This window comes from Tautonia rosea, from assembly GCF_012958305.1.
Lineage (GTDB): Bacteria > Planctomycetota > Planctomycetia > Isosphaerales > Isosphaeraceae > Tautonia > Tautonia rosea.
The window spans coordinates 161,741-178,933 of sequence record NZ_JABBYO010000009.1 but is presented as its reverse complement, the minus strand read 5'-3'; the positions used below and the strand labels follow the sequence as shown (position 1 = coordinate 178,933).

The following is a 17,193-nucleotide window of genomic DNA, read 5'->3' as shown; positions in this document are numbered from 1 at the left end:
CTTCGTGACTGCTGCTTCGGGACGGTTGTTGACAACCGCGAGACACCCCAGGCTCCTCGAGTTCGGTCCGAGTTCTCGATCGAGACGGCCCTGACTCGGCCCGAAATTCGCGTCCGGTCCTCCCTGAGGCTCGATTCCCTGGCCAAGCCGCCGGGCTTCGATGCCTGACCTTATTGCCGGAGGGAGATTGTCCGATGAAATTCAAACAAAATATGATCGTCGCGACGATCCTGACGCTGCTGACCATCGTTTTCTTCGTGGTGGCCTCTCCTCTCGTCCCGATGGCCTCCACGGATGTCTGGATTGTCATTGCGTTGCTCACTGCGGGGGGCGCCGCGATCTTCTGGATCGCCGCGCTGCAGACCCGAGGCTTGGAGGAAACCGGCTCGACGGAACTCTGATTCGGATCAGGAGCGGTTTCCTCGATCGGGACAGCCGGAGCCCCGGCTGTCTCGATCGCTCCTCGGCATCGCCGACCGCCCCCATCCTTCCCCGATTGCCCGGCCCTTTTCTGCCGACCTCCCCGGATCACTTATCGTCTCTTCTCGTGCGTCTCCAGTCTGCGCGGGTGGGTTGTCCGGCCCCTTGACGCTCGATCGGTCCGCTTCCATCATGGCGATCGCTCACTGGAGACCGTGACGCGGTCGGGCTCCTCGACCGAACCGCAAGGCCCCGCGGTGTCGTGATCGCTTCGCACCTCACCGCCCCGAGGCGCATCCTCATGCCTTATGATCCCGATTCGGACGCGTTCGATCGCACTGATCCCTTTGATCTCACCGACGCCGATGCCCCCGAACCGATCCGCAGGGAACTCGGCCCGGTCCCCTTGACGATCCTCGGCGATATTGCTCAGCGAGCCCAGCTAGAAATGACCCCTGGCGATGTCGTCTGGGCGAGCAAGGGCTCGATCATGGCCTACAGCGACGGCATTCGCTGGCGGCTTCGCGTGCCCGGCGGCGTTGGAGGCGCGGTCAAGCGGTCGCTTGCCGGTGAAGGCCTCTCGCTGACCTATCTCGAAGCCGACCGCCCCGGCACCGTCCTGCTCGCGGCCAACTCTCCCGGTCGCATCGGCATCTGGGATCTTGCTCACGGTCCGATCATCGCCACCCGAGGCTCGTTCCTTGCCGCCTGGGGCGATCAGATCGACATCACCGTTACCATTGCCCGCCGCGCTGGGGCGGCCTTTTTCGGGGGCGCGGGCCTGTTCCTGCAAAAAATCTCCGGCATCGGCCATGTGTTGATCCACGGCAGCGGGGACTTTGACGACCGCGAGCTCGCCCGCGGCGAGCGCCTGCTCGTGAGCTCCGGCAACCTCGCCGCCTTCTCCGACTCGATCGACTACGACATCCAGGGAGTCGGCGGCTGCGCCAAGATCCTCTTCGGCGGCGAAGGCTTGTTCATGACCCGCCTCACTGGCCCCGGCCGCGTGATGCTCCAGTCCTTGAAGCGAGGCGTGATCCAGCAATCGTCCTCGGGCTGAGGTTGGTTGCCGCACTGGATGACTTTGTGTCAATGCGTTTGGGCTCTGCCAGCATATAGCTATCCTTTCGCCGTCAGTTTATAACTTTGAGTGCGTGATTGTGTGTCGCGAGTGCATTAGCCACGAGGCACGTCAATTTGCCTTAATTCCGAAATAGCTCGATTGAATCTCGCTCGATTTGGAGTGCATCGATGTTTCCCGTCATCGCCGGATTGATTGTCGTGGCCCTGATTGGGGTAAGCCTCTACTGCTTCCTCAAGATGCGTGAACTGGAGACGGTGAATGCAGCGCTGAGCGATCATGTCGCGGAGTTGGAGGAGGACCAGAGCGATGAACTGGAATCCCTCAAGAACGAGTTGGCGAAACTGAGCCGGTTCGCCCACATTCCCGGAGTCATTGAACGGGCGAAAGCGGAAGAGCGGGCCACGGCTGCCAAAGTCGAGCAGGCGAATCGGGAAGCGGCCCGGATCATCGACGAGGCGGCCAAGCGGGCCGAACGGGTCAGAGAGAGGATCCTCCGAGACGCCAAGGCACATGCGGAGAAGGCGAGCGAAGTCCTCCGGGTTGCGGAGCTGAAGTCGAGCAACCTCGTCGATGAGGCCAATCGGGAGGCGAAGCGGATCGCCTCCGAGGCGCGCAAGGAGGCCAAGGAGAAAGTTGGCAAGGTGGACGACCAGCTCCGGCGGGCCAGTATCTACGCCCTGGAGATTCGGCAGAAGGCCGAGAAGCGGGCCGAGGCAATCGCCGGCGAGGCCCTCGATGCGAAGCGGAAACACGATCAGTACGCCGCTGCCTACCAGGCGCTTCAAAACGCCATGAGCGGCTATGTCGATAGCTCCGCAATCCCTTCCGACCACCTCCTCGACGAGCTGGCTGACGAGTACGCCTTCCACGAGGCTGGGGAGAAGCTGAAGCTCGCTCGGGAGCGGACCCGGATCATGCAGGAGCAGCACCTGGCCGCCGACTGCAACTATCCCGAGGGCTGGAAGCGGGACTACGCGATCAGCTTCGTCCTGAGCGCCTTCAACGGCAAGGTGGATTCCATCCTGGCCCGGATCAAGCCTGCCAATCACGGGAAGATGGCCCAGGAGATCAAGGACACCTTCGCCACCGTCAATCACAACGGCGAGGTCTTCAAGGGTGCCCGGATCCAGGAAGAATACCTCGACGCCCGGCTCCAGGAACTCCGCTGGGGCGTGGCCGTTCAACGGGTGAAAGAACGCCAGCGCGAGGAGCAGCGTGCCATCCGGGAGCAGATGCGGGAAGAGGAACGAGCCCGCAAGGAATTCGAACGCGCGATCAAGCAGGCCGAGAGGGAAGAAGCCGCCATCAACCAGGCGATCGATCGGGTTCGGCAGGAGCTGGAACGGGCCAGCGAGCAGGAACGAGCGGCCTACGAGGCCCAGCTTGAAGATCTGAACGCCAAGTTCCTTGAGGCGGAGGCGAGGAATCAGCGAGCGATCTCGATGGCCCAGCAGACCAAATGTGGCCACGTCTACATCATTTCCAACATCGGTTCGTTCGGAGACGACGTCTACAAGATCGGCCTGACCCGACGCCTGGAGCCGACCGATCGCGTGCGGGAACTCAGCGGGGCCAGTGTGCCGTTCCCCTTCGACATCCACGCCATGATCTACTCGGATGACGCCCCCGCCCTGGAAGCGGCGTTACACCGCCGGTTCGTGACGGCCCAGGTCAACAAGGCGAACAAGCGGAAGGAATTCTTCCGGGTCAAGCTCCGCGACCTTCGCGAGGCCGTGGAAGAACTGGGGCTTTCCGCGCGCTGGACCATCACCGCCGACGCGACGGATTACAAGGAAACCCTCTCGATCGAGCGAGCGATGGAATCCGACGCCGAGTTCGCGAGACACTGGCGCGAAGACCAGGAAGCCTACGAGGCGAGCCAGACGAACCGCGACGATGAGGAGTCCGAGGAAGAACTTGAAGAAACCCTCTCGGCGAGCCAAGGAGACGATTGATGGTCTCTGCAGTATGTGTCGAAGGGGTCTTGAGTTGCTCACGATTTCGCGAGATCTTGATCCATGAGAAATCGAATTGCAAACAGAGCATTCACCTGTGACTGTCTACGTTTTACAGGGAGACAACTCATGCGACCCGCCCTCGCCCTGCTTGTTTCGATGATTCTTCCTCCGTTCCTGGCGGTGGCCCAGGATCGCGATACCAAGGTGCGGAACGACCGAGAGGCGTTCGAAACCTCGGACGACTGGATTTACAACGACCTCGATGCGGGCATTGAGGCGGCACGAGTGTCGGGCAAACCCTTGATGGTCGTGTTCCGCTGTATCCCCTGTGAAGCGTGTCAGGAGTTCGACGACGACGTGGCCCGACGCGACCCGATCATCCGGGACCTGCTTGATCGTTTCGTCTGTGTCCGGATTGTCCAGGCGAACGACATTGATCTGATGCGTTTTCAGTTTGACTTCGACCAGTCGTTTGCCGTCATTCTGATGAACCCCGACTTCACCATATACGGCCGATACGGCACTCGATCCGATCGCCCTGAGTACGACGACATTTCCCTCAGCGGCCTCCGCAAGGCCATGGAAGCCGCCTTGCAGATGCATCAGGATTTCCCCGCAGTCAAGGCTTCGCTCGCGGGTAAGCAGGTCCGGCAGTCGCGCTACGCCACTCCTCGCGACTACCCGAGCCTCGCGGGAAAGTACGAGACTCGGATCGACTATGAAGGGCAGGTGGCACGCAGTTGCATGCACTGCCACCAGGTCCGCGAGGCCGAGCGGCTCGTCTTCCGAACCGCCGGAGAGCCGATTCCCGACGCAGTGCTCTACCCCTATCCCGACCCGTCCGTCCTCGGCCTGAAGCTGGAACCGACCGAGAAGGCGACGATTGAGCAACTCGCCGCCGACTCGATCGCCGACCGGGCCGGTCTCCGGGTCGGCGACGCGATCACCACTCTCGACGGCCAGCCGCTGGTCTCGATCGCCGACCTGCAGTGGGTCCTCCACAACACCGCTGACTCGGCCCAACTGCCCGTACAGATCCTCCGAGACGGGCAGCCGCTCGACCTGACCCTTGAACTCCCCGAAGGCTGGAGACGCGGCAACATCTCCTGGCGCGTGACCACGTGGGAACTCCGTCGCATGGCCCTCGGTGGCATGGTCCTCGACGAGCTTGCCGACGCCGATCGCGCCGCCGCCGGCCTTCCCAACGACACCCTCGCCCTTCGGGTCCGACGCGTCGGCGAGTACGGTGAGCACGCCACGGCCAAGCGAGCCGGCATCCGAGCCGGCGATATCATTACCTCGTTCAACGGGCTCACCGATCGGCGTTCCGAATCCTCGCTGCTTGCTCACACCGTTCAGCACTCCCGCCCCGGCGACTCCGCCCCCATCACGCTCCTCCGCGACGGAAAGGAACTCCAGCTCACGCTGCCCCTGCAGTAACCTGGCGGCCAGGCCAACGGCACAGGATTTCAATGGTTCTTGAGTTTTACGATCGCAATGATCTGTATTCGAGAGCACATTGCTGGGAAAGTGTTCATCCGCCGCGAAATCAAAACAATCCGGATGAGATGAAAGGTGTTGTTATGCGATCATCAATCGGCTTCGCAACCTTCGCCTTCCTTGCCGTCCTCGCCTCGCATGCCGCGCCGCCCGCGACGGCCCAGGAGCGTGTGACCCCTCGCTCAAGCAAGGGGGGCACTCCCTCCGGCGAGCCCTGGGCCGTTGTTCCTGAGACCTTCAAGGCGATGACGCTGCCCGAGTGGCCTTTGCCGACCGATGCCGAGCAGTGGCAGGCCGAGGGCCGCGACGCTGTCCGATCGACGTTGCTCGACCTTCTCGGCGACCTGCCGCCCCGGCCCGATCCGGCAGCCGTGGAGGTCGTCTCGCGCGAGCAGCACGACGGCTACACCCTCGAACGGTTCCAGTTTCACAACGGGGTGGACATGGTGGTCCCCGGCATCCTCTTGATCCCGGACAACCTGAAAGGCCCCTCGCCAGTGATCGTCGGCCTGCACGGTCATGGTAGCTCGAAGGAAAGCATTTGCACGATTGAAGATCACGGCCAGTACGTCGGCCCGATGCTCGCCCGCAAGGGGTACGTGGTTGCCGCCATCGACGCCTACTTCAACGGCGATCGGATTGGCCTGGGGCCGGGCGGTGCGAACGACGACAAGCTCGGCCAGGAGCACAGCCTGTTCAAGCTCCACCTCTGGCAAGGGCGCACCCTCTGGGGCATGATGCTCCGCGACGAGCAATGCCTGCTCGATTACCTCCAGACCCGCCCCGAGATCGACCCCGACCGCATTGGCGCTACCGGCATGAGCATGGGATGCACCCGCTCCTGGTGGCTGGCCGCGATCGACGACCGTATCGACGCCCTCGTCGGCGTTGCCTGCTTCACCCGATACGGCGAACTTCTCTCACACGGCGATCTCCGCCGCCACGGTATCTACTACTTCGTCCCCGGCCTGCTCAACCACTTCGATACCGAAGCTATCTACGCCCTCGTCGCCCCCCGCCCGATGCTCCAGCTCTCCGGCGACGAAGACCCCGGCGCCCCCCTCGACGGCGTCGAAACGCTCGAATCGAAGCTCTCGCAGATCTATACCCTCCTCGGTGCTCCCGAGCACTTTCGCAGCATTGTCTATACGAACACTGGCCATGAATATCTTCCCGAAATGAAGGCCGAGATGCTCGCCTGGTTCGAGCGATTCCTCCCCGTCACTCCTTGACCCCGGAATTGGGTGGACTTAGCTTCATGTGTTCGCTTCGGGGTAGCTGGGGTTATCCTGCCCAAGTCGGTTTCAGACCGATCGGAGGACTGAGACCGATATGGCCCCGGCCGCCCCGACCCATGTGCGATTGCGGGCTCAAAGGCCTTGAGAGTCGTGAGGCGTCAGTCCAGGCCCAGGTCGTCGACGATGTGAGCCTCGGGGACGAGGTTCGCCTCGCGGATACCGAACTCACGTCGCATGATCGCCTTGATCTCTTCCCAGACCGTGGAGGGATCGACTGCCTCATCGCGAGCGCGAAACGCCTCGACTGCGAATGCATGAAGGTCGCCGAGCCGAACGAGTTTCGGCGCCACGTCGTCGGGGATGGTGATACCGAACTCTTCTTCGACGGCCATCACCAATTCAACGGTGTCGAGGCCCATCGCCCCCTGCCTGCTTATTGGTTTTCTTGGAATCGATGGGCGCTGTCGAATTTCGAGATTCTCAACCGTGTCGGGGCCGGTGCCCTCACTCCTTGGTCTTGAAGACGAGCAAGTAGGGGATCGCCGGTTGTCCCTTGGCATCCTTGAAGTTGCGGAACTGCTGGCTGTTGAGCCAGATCGCATACGTCTTGCCTGGTATCAGCTTGACCGGGAGGACGGCTGTGCGTTCGTCCTCAAGGTATTTCGGCGCACCGGTGGTTTCGGGGAACGAGTCTTTCCCAAGCATCGACCACGACCAGCTCCCGTCCTGCATCGCCTTGCTGAAGGTGACCGAGATCTCGGTCAAGGCCGGGTCAACATCGCTCGATCCGGCCTTCGGAACCGTTGCGACGACCACAGGAGGGACCGCCTCAAGCGTGACCTCCTGGGCCAGTGAGGACGTGGAAAGCCAAACGAAGGCCGGTGCAAGGATTCCGATTGAGCCGCGCATCGTGTCGAACCTCCCGTTGTCGCACCTCAGCGAAATAAGGATCTGAGGTGCCCAGCCAACTTCCCAGGCCCCGCACTCCGAAGCCCTTCGGCGAGAGTCCTCATGATGGGCATCGTGTCGGGCCACTGCAAGGGTGGACGGTCCGGACAAGGTCTCTCAGCCCTCGACCTTCGCCTTGCGAGGCTCGATCAACCGGAGGTTCTTCCCCTCCAGCGCCCGGTAGCAGTCGGGCAGGTCAAACGTGGTGAGCACGCCGGGCAGAAAGGTCGAGAGGGGCCAGTCGTACTGCTCGACCTCGGCCACGTCGGAGAACGATGTGAGGGCGTGCTTGAGCGTCACCTGGGTCACGAACCCCTCGTCCTCCAGCACCGCCGCGAAGGTGGCAGGGATCGCCCCCCAGCCTCGGGAGACAAGGTGGACCTCCTCATGGCCGATCCCCTTGAGCCACTTCAGCACCTTCAACACGTCGAGCGTTCGCTGGGTCGGCACCGGTCGGCCGAGCATGATGGCGTGAGCCGCGTAGAAGTAGTCGTTGCCATAGGAGTCGAAATAGGAGTTGATCCCGCAAGTATTCGGCCTCGACTCGCCGATCCCTCGCACATCGCAGGCATAGAAGGCGGACTCAGGCTCGGCGTTGATCAGGCGGCGGATCAACGGTTCCTCGCGCAACTCTTCATCGGCCGATGTGTCCGAGACGTACAGGATCGCCCGCTTTGCATCGGCCTGCGGTCGCGAGACGTGCGACCGGTCATAGAGTCGGTAGACGATCGCCTCGACCCCTGGTTCGGTTGGCACTCCGTAATTTCCAAGGTGCGACTTCGGGTAATCGCGGCCCGAGATCGGCCGCATGATCCGATACGCCGGCAAGGGCCTCGGTTCTGGCAGCTTCATGGCAGCCGCGACCGCAGCCCGAGTGGCGTTGGCATCGAGTGACCCGCGCTGTGCTGCCATTTCACGTGAGGCCGCACGTGTGAAGTCGAGTACCGTCTTCGAGCCCAGTTCCCCGCCGACCTGGCCATCAGTCGTACACTGGAGCGTCTCGTCCGCCTCGATCGTGAGCTGCGGCTCGCTTGACCCGTCGGAAACTCCCGTTACCGTGTTGAACCAGCCGTACATCGCCTCCCGGTTTTCCTGCGAGTAGCCGTGCTCGGTCGGACCGTAGAAGAGGCCGATCTTCTCCTTCGCCCCGAGCAAGTCGTACAGCCGCTGAAGCCGGCGGTGTGCGAGAATCGATCCACGAACGTCGAAGTAATCACGCTCCTTGGCAAGAATGATGATCGGCTTCGGTGCCATCGCGGCAAGGAAGTCCTCGTGTTCCAGGCCCAGTTCCAGGGCCCGGGGCGGGCATTGTTCGGTGTCGGCCGGTAGCTCGTTTTCGAGGTTACGCTGGAAGCTGGTCACGAAACAGCTCGGCGCTCCCATCGTCCAGCGCCGCTCCAGGCCGATCAGCCAGGTCGACATCGTGCCGCCGCCCGAGTTCCCCGTGATGCCGACCTGCTCGGGATCGACTTCCTCTCGGGTCAACAGGTAATCGAGTGCTCGAATGCCGTCCCAGGCGCGCCAGGTGCCGAAGAACTCGCCGGTCAAGTATTGCTGATTGCCAGCGATCATGTGCTCGCGGGTGCCGCCGCCGTACTTTGGCTTCAGGGCGTTGTCGAGGTACTGCATTCGCTCGCCCTGGCCGATCGGATCGAAGATCAGGCAGACGTACCCCTGACGGGCCAGCCCCTGAGCGAAGCTCTGGTACGCCTCGGCCGCCTTCCCGTTGGCCGAGTGCCCGCAACTGCCCACGACCCCTGGCATGTTCCCGTCGCGGTTCGTCGGCACGTACAGGTTGGCTGTCACGAAGAAGCCGGGGCGGCTCTCAAAGATCACGTTCTCAATCCGGTAGCCATCACGCTCGACTACTCCCGTGACCTGCGGGTTCAGGGGGGTTTTCTCGGGCATCGGCCCGAAGCTCTCGGCAATCCGCTCCCGGACCGAAGCGACGTACCGCTCGGCATCCTCTCGTGTGCGCAAATCGCGGAAGGTCTGATTGCGCTGGCGTTCGATCTGACGAACTTTCGCCGTGTAGAAATCCTGGAGCAAGCGGGGGAAGCGATTGAGGATCGTCCGTTCTCCCTCCTGAGGTGCGACGAGGGCCGCCGATGCAGATTCGATCGGGGGCATGGCCCGAGCCAGGGTCCAGGCCATCGTCAGGGCGGTCCCGTTGCGGGCGAGGTCACGACGGGTCAAGTGACGTTCGATCCTCGACATGATCAATACTCCAATCGAACGGAAGTTCGGGAGAGGAAGGTCTTCCGGCGCCTTCACAGAGGCCTTTCGCGGTAGTCTAATGCCAGAAGGGAGCTACCGCTAAGGGGCAGTCCCACCCGACGGTCTCATTCCTCTCTGGCCACGGAGCCTTGATGACGATGTCCCGACCGAAGCCGATCAGCTTATCCTCGCGTCGCCGCTTCCTCCGCAGTTCCCTGGCCGCCGGATTCGCCCTGGCCGCGACCCCCGCCTTCGCCCGCACCCTCCGAGTGGGGCCGAATGATCGAATCACGTTCGGCGTGATCGGCGTTGGCATTCAGGGCCGCGGCCTGGCTGTTCGCATGGCCCGCAGACCTGATGCCCAGGTCGTCGCTGTGGCCGACGTTGTCGCGGAGCGTCGTGACGATACGAAGGCAAGGATCGAGAAGGCCATCGCCGACCGCGACGATGCCGGCTCCTTCTCCGGTTGCGACGTCTACTCCGACTTCCGCGAACTGCTCGCCCGAGACGACATCGATGCGGTCATCATTGCGACCCCCGACCACTGGCACGCGATCCCTTGCATCATGGCTGCCGACGCCGGTAAGCACATTTATTGCGAGAAGCCCTTGACCCATTTCATCGCCGAAGGCCGCGCCATCGCAGACGCGGTCGAGCGGAACGGCATCACCTTCCAGACCGGGAGCCAGCAGCGCAGTCCCGGCGAGTTCGGAGGCAACTTCCCGAGGGCCGTCGAGCTGGTCTGGAACGGCCGGATCGGTGAGGTGAAGACCGTCCGAATTGGCGTCGGCGGCCCTCCCAAGCCGGTGGATCTGGAGGCCCAGGAGATTCCCGAAGGAACCGACTGGGACTCCTGGGTCGGCCCTGCCGAGTACCACCCCTACAACGAGATCCTCTGCCCGAAAGGCATCCACGATCACTTCCCCGACTGGCGCAGTTATGCCCCCTATGGCAATGGCGGGATTGCTGATATGGGCGCCCACCACTTTGATATCGCCCAGTGGGCCCTGAAGAAGCACGAGTCCGGCCCGGTGACGATCGAGCCACCCTCCGAGGGGAACAGCGGTCTCCGGTTCGTCTACGACAACGGCGTCGAGATGATCCACGGCGGCCCCGACGACTGCACCTTCGAGGGGACCGAGGGGATCATCCGTGTCGGCCGCTCCAAGTTCCTCACCGAGCCGGAATCTCTCGCCGAACCCCTCCCCGACGACGCCGAACGGATCGATGCGCAAGGGAGCCACTACGATAACTTCCTCGACTCGATTCGAGGCGACGCACGCCCCGTTGCCCCGGCTGAAGTCGGTCACCGCACGGCGACCGTCTGTCACCTTGGTGTGATCGGCTACCAGCTGCGCCGCCCGCTTACCTGGGACCCCGAGGCCGAACGCTTCAAGGATGACGACGAAGCCAACGCCCTGCTCAGTCGGTCGTATCGGGCTCCCTGGACGCTTTAAGGAATTCGTGTGCTTGCAACATTCGGAAATTTCCATTCACTCGTTCAAGGAACGATGCTGATGCTTCGACTTCTGCCATTCGCCGCCATGCTGGGAATCTTCTGTCTGGACGGGATCGCTTTTGCCAACGACCAATGGGTCGTCTACGAAGGAGGCACCGGCCCGGGAACGGGAAAGCACGTTGTATTGATCTCGGGAGACGAGGAGTACCGCTCCGAGGAAGGCTTGCCCCAACTCGGCAAGATTCTGTCAACCCATCACGGATTTAAATGCACCGTTCTTTTTGCAATCAACCCCGAGACCGGTGAGATTGATCCGAACTATAGCAGCAACATTCCCGGGCTGGAAGCACTCGAGGACGCGGATCTGGTGATCATGGGCCTTCGCTTCCGTGCCTTGCCCGATGAGCAAATGAAGTATCTCGTCAACTACGTCGAATCCGGCAAGCCGATCATCGGCATGCGAACCTCGACCCATGCCTTCAACCTCCCGGAAGACTCGACCTATGCTCATTATTCGTGGAGGAGCAAGGAATGGGACGGTGGGTTCGGTCGGCAGGTCCTGGGAGAAACCTGGATCAGCCACCACGGCGCCCACGGGTTGGAGAGTACCCGAGGGATCGTTGCTCCCGGTGCCGAGGATCACCCGATCACCCGAGGGATCGACGACGGCGACATCTGGGGGCCGACCGACGTCTACGGCGTCACGCTCCCCTTGCCCGGTGACAGCCGACCCTTGATCCTCGGCCAGGTCGTCGCTGGCATGAACCCCGACGATCCTCCGGTCGAGGGGGAGAAAAACGACCCGATGATGCCGATTGCCTGGACAAAGACGTTCAAGGACGCTCGCATTTTTACTACAACCTCAGGCTCATCCGTCGATCTGCTGAGCGAAGGGTTGCGGCGATTGCTTGTTAATGCCAGCTACTGGTGCCTCAGCATGGAGGATCAGATTCCCGAGGAGGGGACCAAGGTTGACATTGTCGGCGAGTACAACCCAACTCCCTTTGGCTTCAATACGTACACCAAGGGGGTTAAGCCATCTGATCATGTGGCAAATCCTTGATGCGGTGCTCCACACTCGCCCCGCGGGTAAGGGCCGGGGCGAGTGTGTTTTACGATCGGCTCAGAAGAGTTCGGCGATGGGTGCCCCTCGGTCAACGATCGCTCGGGGGCGGCCGTCTTTTTCGAGGTAGTGGGCGTCGAGGGGGACGCCCATGTGCTTGTAGATGGTGGCGGCGAGGTCGCCGGGAGTGACGGGACGGTCCTTGATGTGGCCGCCATCGGGCATCGACGCACCAATGACCTGACCGTGGTTCAGGCCGCCGCCGGCCATGCACATTGACATGACGCCGGTCCAGTGGTTGCGGCCGTCGGTGCTGCCCTGGGTGCCCAGTTGAGGCGTGCGGCCGAACTCTCCCTGGGCGATCACAAGCACGTCGTCGAGCAGACCAAGGCGTTCCAGGTCGCTGACGAGGGTGGTGATGAGATGGTCGAACAGCGGGAGGAGCGGGCCGAGCCCCTTGCTGATGCCGCCGTAGGGTGGAATGTTGTCGCCGTGCGTGTCCCAGGTGCCCGAGGCGGTGTGGTAGCTCAGGTCGAGCGTCACGAACGAGACGCCCGCCTCGACCAACCGGCGGGCGAGCAGGGCTTGCTGACACCAGAGGTGCTTACCGTACCGGTCGCGGACCTCCTGCGGCTCCCGTTCGAGGTCAAAGGCATCCCGGGCGCGTCGGCCGGCGATCAGCTCGATGGCCTGGCGGCCGTAGTCGTCCATCGCATCGACCGAGGGAGAGGATTCAATGGTGCGTCGGGTGTCGTCGAACTGTTCGAGCAGCGATCGACGCCCTCGGATGCGTTGCTCGGTCAGGCCGCTGGGTAGGTTGAACAGCTCGGCGTTGGTCATCCTCCCCGTATCGACGCCGACGTTGGTGTAGATCGGAAGCCGCGCCGCCTGATTAGCGATGAACGGGTCGTACTCCTTGCCCAGGACCCCGGCGTACGCGATGTGGGTCCGGGAGGTCTGGAAGGCGACATACGGGGGCATCCCCGGATGATTCGCCCCGCGGTGCTTGGCGACGACCGAGCCGATGGCGGGGTAGGAGTCGCCCCGGGGGTTGATGCGGGGGGCGGCTTCAAGGTTGCCGGTCTGGAAGACCTTGTTCGGCTCGTGATTGCTGTGGGCCGCATCGACCGATCGCAGGATGGTGAACTTGTCGAGCATCGCCGCCTGCTTTGGCAGGTGCTCGCAAATGTGGACGCCGGGCAGGGCCGTCTGGATCACGTCGAAGGGGCCGCGGTTCTCATAAGGGCGGTCGGGCTTCGGGTCCCAGGTGTCGATCTGGCTCGGTCCGCCGGCCATCCAGAGAAGGATGACTGCCTTGCGGCCGGGAATCGGCCGGCCGGCGTCGGACGCGTCGGACCGTTGGCGGAGCAGCTCCGGTAGCGTCAAGCCTGCAATCCCGGCCATGCCCGCCTTGAGCATGTTGCGGCGGGTCACGAGCATCAAGCCTTCCCGATCGGTCGCGTTCAGGTGGCGGAAGGCGTGGTCGTGGCTATGGCCGTGCGGCTCCATCGGCATCATTCTGCTCCCGAAGGGGGGAACCCGGTTGCTCGGGTGCGGGGCGTCGATCGGGAGAGGAGCACGCCGCGCACCGGGCCGGGCCTCGGTTCGGTCGGTCGGGTCAAGGTTGGGTCGGGTCAAGGTCAGGCAAGGGCCTCGGCAATCACCGAGGCCTCGGGCACGAGTGGCAGGGGACGCCCCTGGCGGTCGTGCCACTCGCTGCTTGGGTCGATCCCCAGCAGGTGAACGATCGTCGCCAGGACGTCCTTGGGAGAGATGGGCCGATCGACCGGGTCGGAGGCGATTCGGTCGGACTTGCCGACGACCTGCCCCCGGGCGATCCCGCCGCCGGCCATGAGCAGGGAGTAGCAGCGCGACCAGTGGTCGCGGCCTCCGCCGCCCGCGATGTTGCTGATGCGGGGGGTCCGGCCGTGCTCGCTCAGGACGACCACGAGCGTCTCGTCGAGCAGCCCGCGTTGATCGAGATCAAGCAAGAGGCCGGAGAGGGTCTGATCGAGCCCCGGCAACAGCTCGTCCTTCATCCTGGGGTAGTGGTCCCAGTGGGTATCCCAGCCATAACCGGCCAGGCCGTACTCGTCCCAGAAGACGGAGACGAACCGGCCGCCGGCCTCGACCAGGCGGCGGGCGGTCAGGCTGGCCTGGCCGAAGAGGGTCATGCCGTAGAGGTCTCGGGTAACGTCCGACTCCTCGGAGAGGTCGAACGCCCGGGCGAGCCGACCGGACTGCATCATGCCGAAGGCCATCGACCGCTGGTCAGCGACGCCGCCAAAGCGGTCGAGCGTCGCGTCGAGACCGGGCCGGGCCTGCTCGATTTGCTGGAGCAACGACCGGCGGCGGTCGAGGCGGTCGAGCGTCAGCTCTGGGGGGCGGCCGGTGACTTCGGCCAGTCGGAAGCGGCTGTCGGGGGTAATCCCTCGATAGGGCTCGGGTCCTTCCCAGTCCTTGCCGGCGAGGGTCTTGCGGGCGGTGACGGTCCCCTGGCCCTGGAACTCGGTCCAGACCGGGTCGAACGAGGGGCCGAGGAAGCCACCGTACGGGCCGGCCCGGGCGACCTCTCCCGTGCGCTGGGTGCTGAAGGCCCAGGGGAGTGCGATGTTCCGAGGGACGGGCGGGACGAAGCCTTCCGGTGCCTGGAGCCGATCCATGGCATCGACGGCCGAGCCGATGTAGGGCCAGTGGGCGGCGTCTCTCGGGTTCAGCTCCATCGGCAGCTCGATCCGGGGAGTCGCCGTGGTGGCGAAGGCGACGCCGTGGATCGGGTACGGATGCGTGACCGACCGCAAGACGGTCACGCGGTCCATCACCTTCGCCATCCGAGGGAATCCCTCGCCGATGGCGAGCCCCGGCACGTTGCTCGGGATCGTCCCCAGGTCGCCGCGGACCTCATACGGAGCGTCGGGCTTGGGGTCGAAGGTCTCGATCTGGCTGGGAGCACCGTAGAGATACAGCAGGATACACGACTTCGCCCGGCCGAAGCCGGGAAGCCGGGAAGCCGATTCCGCGGCGATCGCCGATCGAGCCGAGCCACCGGCACCGAGTCCGAGCAGACCGAGCGCCCCGACGTGCATCAGGTCGCGCCGGGTCATGCCGTCGCAGAGCCGCTTCGGGCCGCCGAGGACTCGGATCATGAGACGGTCTCCCTCCCTGTCGGGCCAGGGCGGATTGCCACCCTCGAGGATGTTCAACAGGAGTGTAACACACCCCAGTTGTAGCAGACCGTTGGGCTCGGGGGAAGAGATTCATGGCTTCGAAGCGATGTGCGGTGGGCTGTGCCGAATGGGTTGGAGGGTTTGATTGTTGGGAGGCTCCTGGAACGGAGATCGGGGAAAAGGCGGAGGATTGAATCAAGCTCTGGGGGAAAGACGGCCAAGAGAGTTGGGACAGGTCGGGGTGTCCTGCCGCTCATAATCCTTGGCGGAGGTCTCGTGAATTGGGTCCAGGTTCTGCTCGTGGAAGTGGGTTGGAGGCCTGGTCGAGATCGGGGTGAGCCTTTGCCAGAGATCCCAAACCGTCGACGCGCATGGCCTGGTGGAGCTTGAGAACGCCTTGGCTCGTCTCGCAACGACCATGAATTGAGGATCTCCGTCCCGACCATCTGACGCGTCCGCCCGATTCTGAACGCGGATCGTGGCTGTTTTGAAGGGTGGGGCCTGGTCATGGTTGGACCGTCGGACGCCCCAGCCCCTCTCGACTCGGAGCCCTGCGATGCGACTCGTGACTCCGATCAGGCTGTTCTTGCTGGCGACCCCTCTGGTGGCGATGACCGGGTTTGCCGGAATCACCGGGGCCGATCGCTGGCCTTGGGGGCGGGATCGCCAGTTGGAGGGTCCGCCGGTGGCGAAGGTCGTCCGGCTGGATCCGCAGGCCCGATTCGGCCTGACGGTGCCCGGACAGATCAAGAGCGCCCAGTACACGATGATCGAGTGTGAGGTCGAGAATATCAGTGGAGCGGGACTGCCAACGTCCTCGGCCGGCGGTGGCCGTCGGGGTGGTCGATCGCAGACACCGGCGGGCCTGACGATCATCAGCCTTGTGCCCGAGGGAACCTCTGTCCGCGCAGGACAGGTGCTCGCCGAGATCGACCCATCGCGGTTCGACGAGATTGCCCGGCTGTTACGAATCCGAGTCGAGGAGGCGAGGGCTGTCGAGGCGAAAGCACGTTTCGACCTTCAGGCCGCCGAAATCGCTCTGGCCGAGTACCTCGACGGCGTTCGGCTCGAGACCTTGATGCGGCTCGAAGGGCAAGTCGCGCTGGCGAAATCGCAGGTTCAGCAGCAGAGCGATCACCTGGATTGGACCAATCGGATCCTGCCCCTCGGTTATGTCGCCCTTTCGGCTGTTCGAGACGAGGCGATCGCAGTGCTCAACGCCGAGCTGACGCTCGACCGCGCCGAGCGATCCCTGTCGGATTACCGGAGCTACACCGAGCCGAAGCTCACCCGGCAGCTTGAAGTCCGGCTGGAGCAGGCCCGAGCCAACCACACCTTTGCCCAGCGCCGTCGGGAGATGGACGAGGAACGCCTGGCCCAGGCGGAGTTGCAGATCGAACGATGTACGATCCGGGCGCCACACGACGGGCAGCTCGTCTACGGCAGCACGAGGGATGGCACCCCGATTCGGTTAGGGCTGGAGGTCTATCGGCGGATGAGGCTGTTCATGCTGCCGGACCTGGAACGTCCCGTGGTGGAAGCCCAGGTCCACCAGACCCAGATCTGGCGGGTTTCCGAAGGTCAGGAAGCCCTGGTGCGGGTCGACGCAAAACCGGGGATCGTCTTGCGAGGCAGAGTGGTCAAGGTGTCGCCGTTTGTCGACAACGAGGACCAGATGGCCCAGTTTTCCGGAGTGATGCGTTACAACATCCGGGTGGACCTCGACGACCGGGAGCGGTTGCTTCCCGGCCTGAGCGCCGAGGTGGAGATTCTGGTGCCGGCCGTGCAGAATGCGTTGACGATCCCTTCCGAGGCCCTCGCCGTCGTCGGACGAGAGACGGTCTGCTACGTTGTCGGTCCAGACGGGGTCGAACGTCGGACCGTGGGCGTTCGTCCTGGGTCGATTGATCGATTGCAGGTGGTTGAGGGGCTGTTCGAGGGGGAGGAGGTGATCCTCGGCCCTTATGACCCGGCTTCGGAAGCGGTCGGGGCGAAGCCGGATCTGACTCCCTCATCGTCCCCTCCCTCTGAGGAGACGGAAACGGCGTAGGAGCGGCTCTCCCCATTTCAAGAGCAAAGGGTGGGGGGCCAACTGGAGGCCGCTTCGCGGCTCTCAGCCAGACCCCCTTTGATGCCGTT

Annotated in this window: 12 protein-coding genes and 1 pseudogene; 8 read left to right on the top strand and 5 right to left on the bottom strand. The window is 63.6% G+C overall.

The window, feature by feature from the left end:
* Nucleotides 1–194 precede the first annotated feature (194 nt).
* The 5 genes from HG800_RS17285 (at nucleotide 195) to HG800_RS17265 (ending at nucleotide 6,194) form a co-directional block, all read left to right on the top strand.
* The gene (locus HG800_RS17285) at nucleotides 195–401 is read left to right on the top strand and encodes a hypothetical protein (RefSeq protein WP_169977888.1); all 207 of its coding nucleotides are present in this window, start codon (nucleotides 195–197) and stop codon (nucleotides 399–401) included.
* Between the two features lie 320 nt (nucleotides 402–721).
* Nucleotides 722–1,480, top strand: a complete 759-nt coding sequence (locus HG800_RS17280) for an AIM24 family protein (protein WP_169977887.1) — start codon at nucleotides 722–724, stop codon at nucleotides 1,478–1,480.
* A 191-nt stretch (nucleotides 1,481–1,671) separates the two neighbouring features.
* Nucleotides 1,672–3,459 (top strand): GIY-YIG nuclease family protein, encoded by a 1,788-nt coding sequence (locus HG800_RS17275; protein ID WP_169977886.1) that lies wholly within the window; start codon nucleotides 1,672–1,674, stop codon nucleotides 3,457–3,459.
* Between the two features lie 129 nt (nucleotides 3,460–3,588).
* On the top strand, nucleotides 3,589–4,902 hold the full coding sequence (locus HG800_RS17270) for a Trx7/PDZ domain-containing (seleno)protein (RefSeq protein ID WP_169977885.1): 1,314 nt from the start codon (nucleotides 3,589–3,591) through the stop codon (nucleotides 4,900–4,902).
* A gap of 143 nt (nucleotides 4,903–5,045) precedes the next feature.
* A complete protein-coding gene (locus HG800_RS17265) occupies nucleotides 5,046–6,194 on the top strand; it encodes a dienelactone hydrolase family protein (protein WP_169977884.1) in 1,149 nt (382 codons plus the stop codon).
* Nucleotides 6,195–6,496: 302 nt separating this feature from the next.
* Here HG800_RS17265 and HG800_RS28455 read toward each other — a convergent pair.
* The 3 genes and pseudogenes from HG800_RS28455 to HG800_RS17250 form a co-directional block, all read right to left on the bottom strand.
* Nucleotides 6,497–6,760: pseudogene (locus HG800_RS28455) on the bottom strand (acyl carrier protein); the annotation flags it as partial.
* Nucleotides 6,705–7,109 carry an Ig-like domain-containing protein gene (locus HG800_RS17255; RefSeq protein ID WP_169977883.1) on the bottom strand — a complete coding sequence of 135 codons (405 nt, stop codon included), beginning with the start codon at nucleotides 7,107–7,109 and terminating at the stop codon, nucleotides 6,705–6,707. The pseudogene HG800_RS28455 and the gene HG800_RS17255, both read right to left, overlap by 56 nt.
* A gap of 156 nt (nucleotides 7,110–7,265) precedes the next feature.
* Nucleotides 7,266–9,365, bottom strand: a complete 2,100-nt coding sequence (locus HG800_RS17250) for an alpha/beta hydrolase family protein (RefSeq protein ID WP_169977882.1) — start codon at nucleotides 9,363–9,365, stop codon at nucleotides 7,266–7,268.
* Nucleotides 9,366–9,517: 152 nt separating this feature from the next.
* Here HG800_RS17250 and HG800_RS17245 point away from each other — a divergent pair, with 152 nt between their 5' ends.
* Both HG800_RS17245 and HG800_RS17240 read left to right on the top strand, forming a co-directional pair.
* Nucleotides 9,518–10,822, top strand: a complete 1,305-nt coding sequence (locus HG800_RS17245) for a Gfo/Idh/MocA family protein (RefSeq protein ID WP_206352325.1) — start codon at nucleotides 9,518–9,520, stop codon at nucleotides 10,820–10,822.
* Nucleotides 10,823–10,882: 60 nt separating this feature from the next.
* Nucleotides 10,883–11,887 carry a ThuA domain-containing protein gene (locus tag HG800_RS17240; RefSeq protein WP_235963752.1) on the top strand — a complete coding sequence of 335 codons (1,005 nt, stop codon included), beginning with the start codon at nucleotides 10,883–10,885 and terminating at the stop codon, nucleotides 11,885–11,887.
* 60 nt (nucleotides 11,888–11,947) lie between these two features.
* Here HG800_RS17240 and HG800_RS17235 read toward each other — a convergent pair whose 3' ends face one another.
* Entirely contained in the window at nucleotides 11,948–13,525 is a 1,578-nt protein-coding gene (locus HG800_RS17235) for a DUF1501 domain-containing protein (RefSeq protein WP_235963751.1), read from the bottom strand.
* Between the two features lie 2 nt (nucleotides 13,526–13,527).
* Nucleotides 13,528–15,033 (bottom strand): DUF1501 domain-containing protein, encoded by a 1,506-nt coding sequence (locus tag HG800_RS17230; protein WP_169977881.1) that lies wholly within the window; start codon nucleotides 15,031–15,033, stop codon nucleotides 13,528–13,530.
* 577 nt (nucleotides 15,034–15,610) lie between these two features.
* Here HG800_RS17230 and HG800_RS17225 point away from each other — a divergent pair.
* On the top strand, nucleotides 15,611–17,104 hold the full coding sequence (locus HG800_RS17225) for an HlyD family secretion protein (RefSeq protein ID WP_169977880.1): 1,494 nt from the start codon (nucleotides 15,611–15,613) through the stop codon (nucleotides 17,102–17,104).
* Nucleotides 17,105–17,193: the final 89 nt, after the last annotated feature.

What these genes read in the sequence shown, in the direction of transcription:
- HG800_RS17285 (WP_169977888.1), top strand. Translation starts at nt 195, where the DNA reads ATGAAATTCAAACAAAATATGATCGTCGCGACGATCCTGACGCTGCTG.
- HG800_RS17280 (WP_169977887.1), top strand. Translation starts at nt 722, where the DNA reads ATGCCTTATGATCCCGATTCGGACGCGTTCGATCGCACTGATCCCTTT.
- HG800_RS17275 (WP_169977886.1), top strand. Translation starts at nt 1,672, where the DNA reads ATGTTTCCCGTCATCGCCGGATTGATTGTCGTGGCCCTGATTGGGGTA.
- HG800_RS17270 (WP_169977885.1), top strand. Translation starts at nt 3,589, where the DNA reads ATGCGACCCGCCCTCGCCCTGCTTGTTTCGATGATTCTTCCTCCGTTC.
- HG800_RS17265 (WP_169977884.1), top strand. Translation starts at nt 5,046, where the DNA reads ATGCGATCATCAATCGGCTTCGCAACCTTCGCCTTCCTTGCCGTCCTC.
- HG800_RS17255 (WP_169977883.1), bottom strand. Translation starts at nt 7,109, where the DNA reads ATGCGCGGCTCAATCGGAATCCTTGCACCGGCCTTCGTTTGGCTTTCC.
- HG800_RS17250 (WP_169977882.1), bottom strand. Translation starts at nt 9,365, where the DNA reads ATGTCGAGGATCGAACGTCACTTGACCCGTCGTGACCTCGCCCGCAAC.
- HG800_RS17245 (WP_206352325.1), top strand. Translation starts at nt 9,518, where the DNA reads ATGACGATGTCCCGACCGAAGCCGATCAGCTTATCCTCGCGTCGCCGC.
- HG800_RS17240 (WP_235963752.1), top strand. Translation starts at nt 10,883, where the DNA reads ATGCTTCGACTTCTGCCATTCGCCGCCATGCTGGGAATCTTCTGTCTG.
- HG800_RS17230 (WP_169977881.1), bottom strand. Translation starts at nt 15,033, where the DNA reads ATGATCCGAGTCCTCGGCGGCCCGAAGCGGCTCTGCGACGGCATGACC.
- HG800_RS17225 (WP_169977880.1), top strand. Translation starts at nt 15,611, where the DNA reads ATGCGACTCGTGACTCCGATCAGGCTGTTCTTGCTGGCGACCCCTCTG.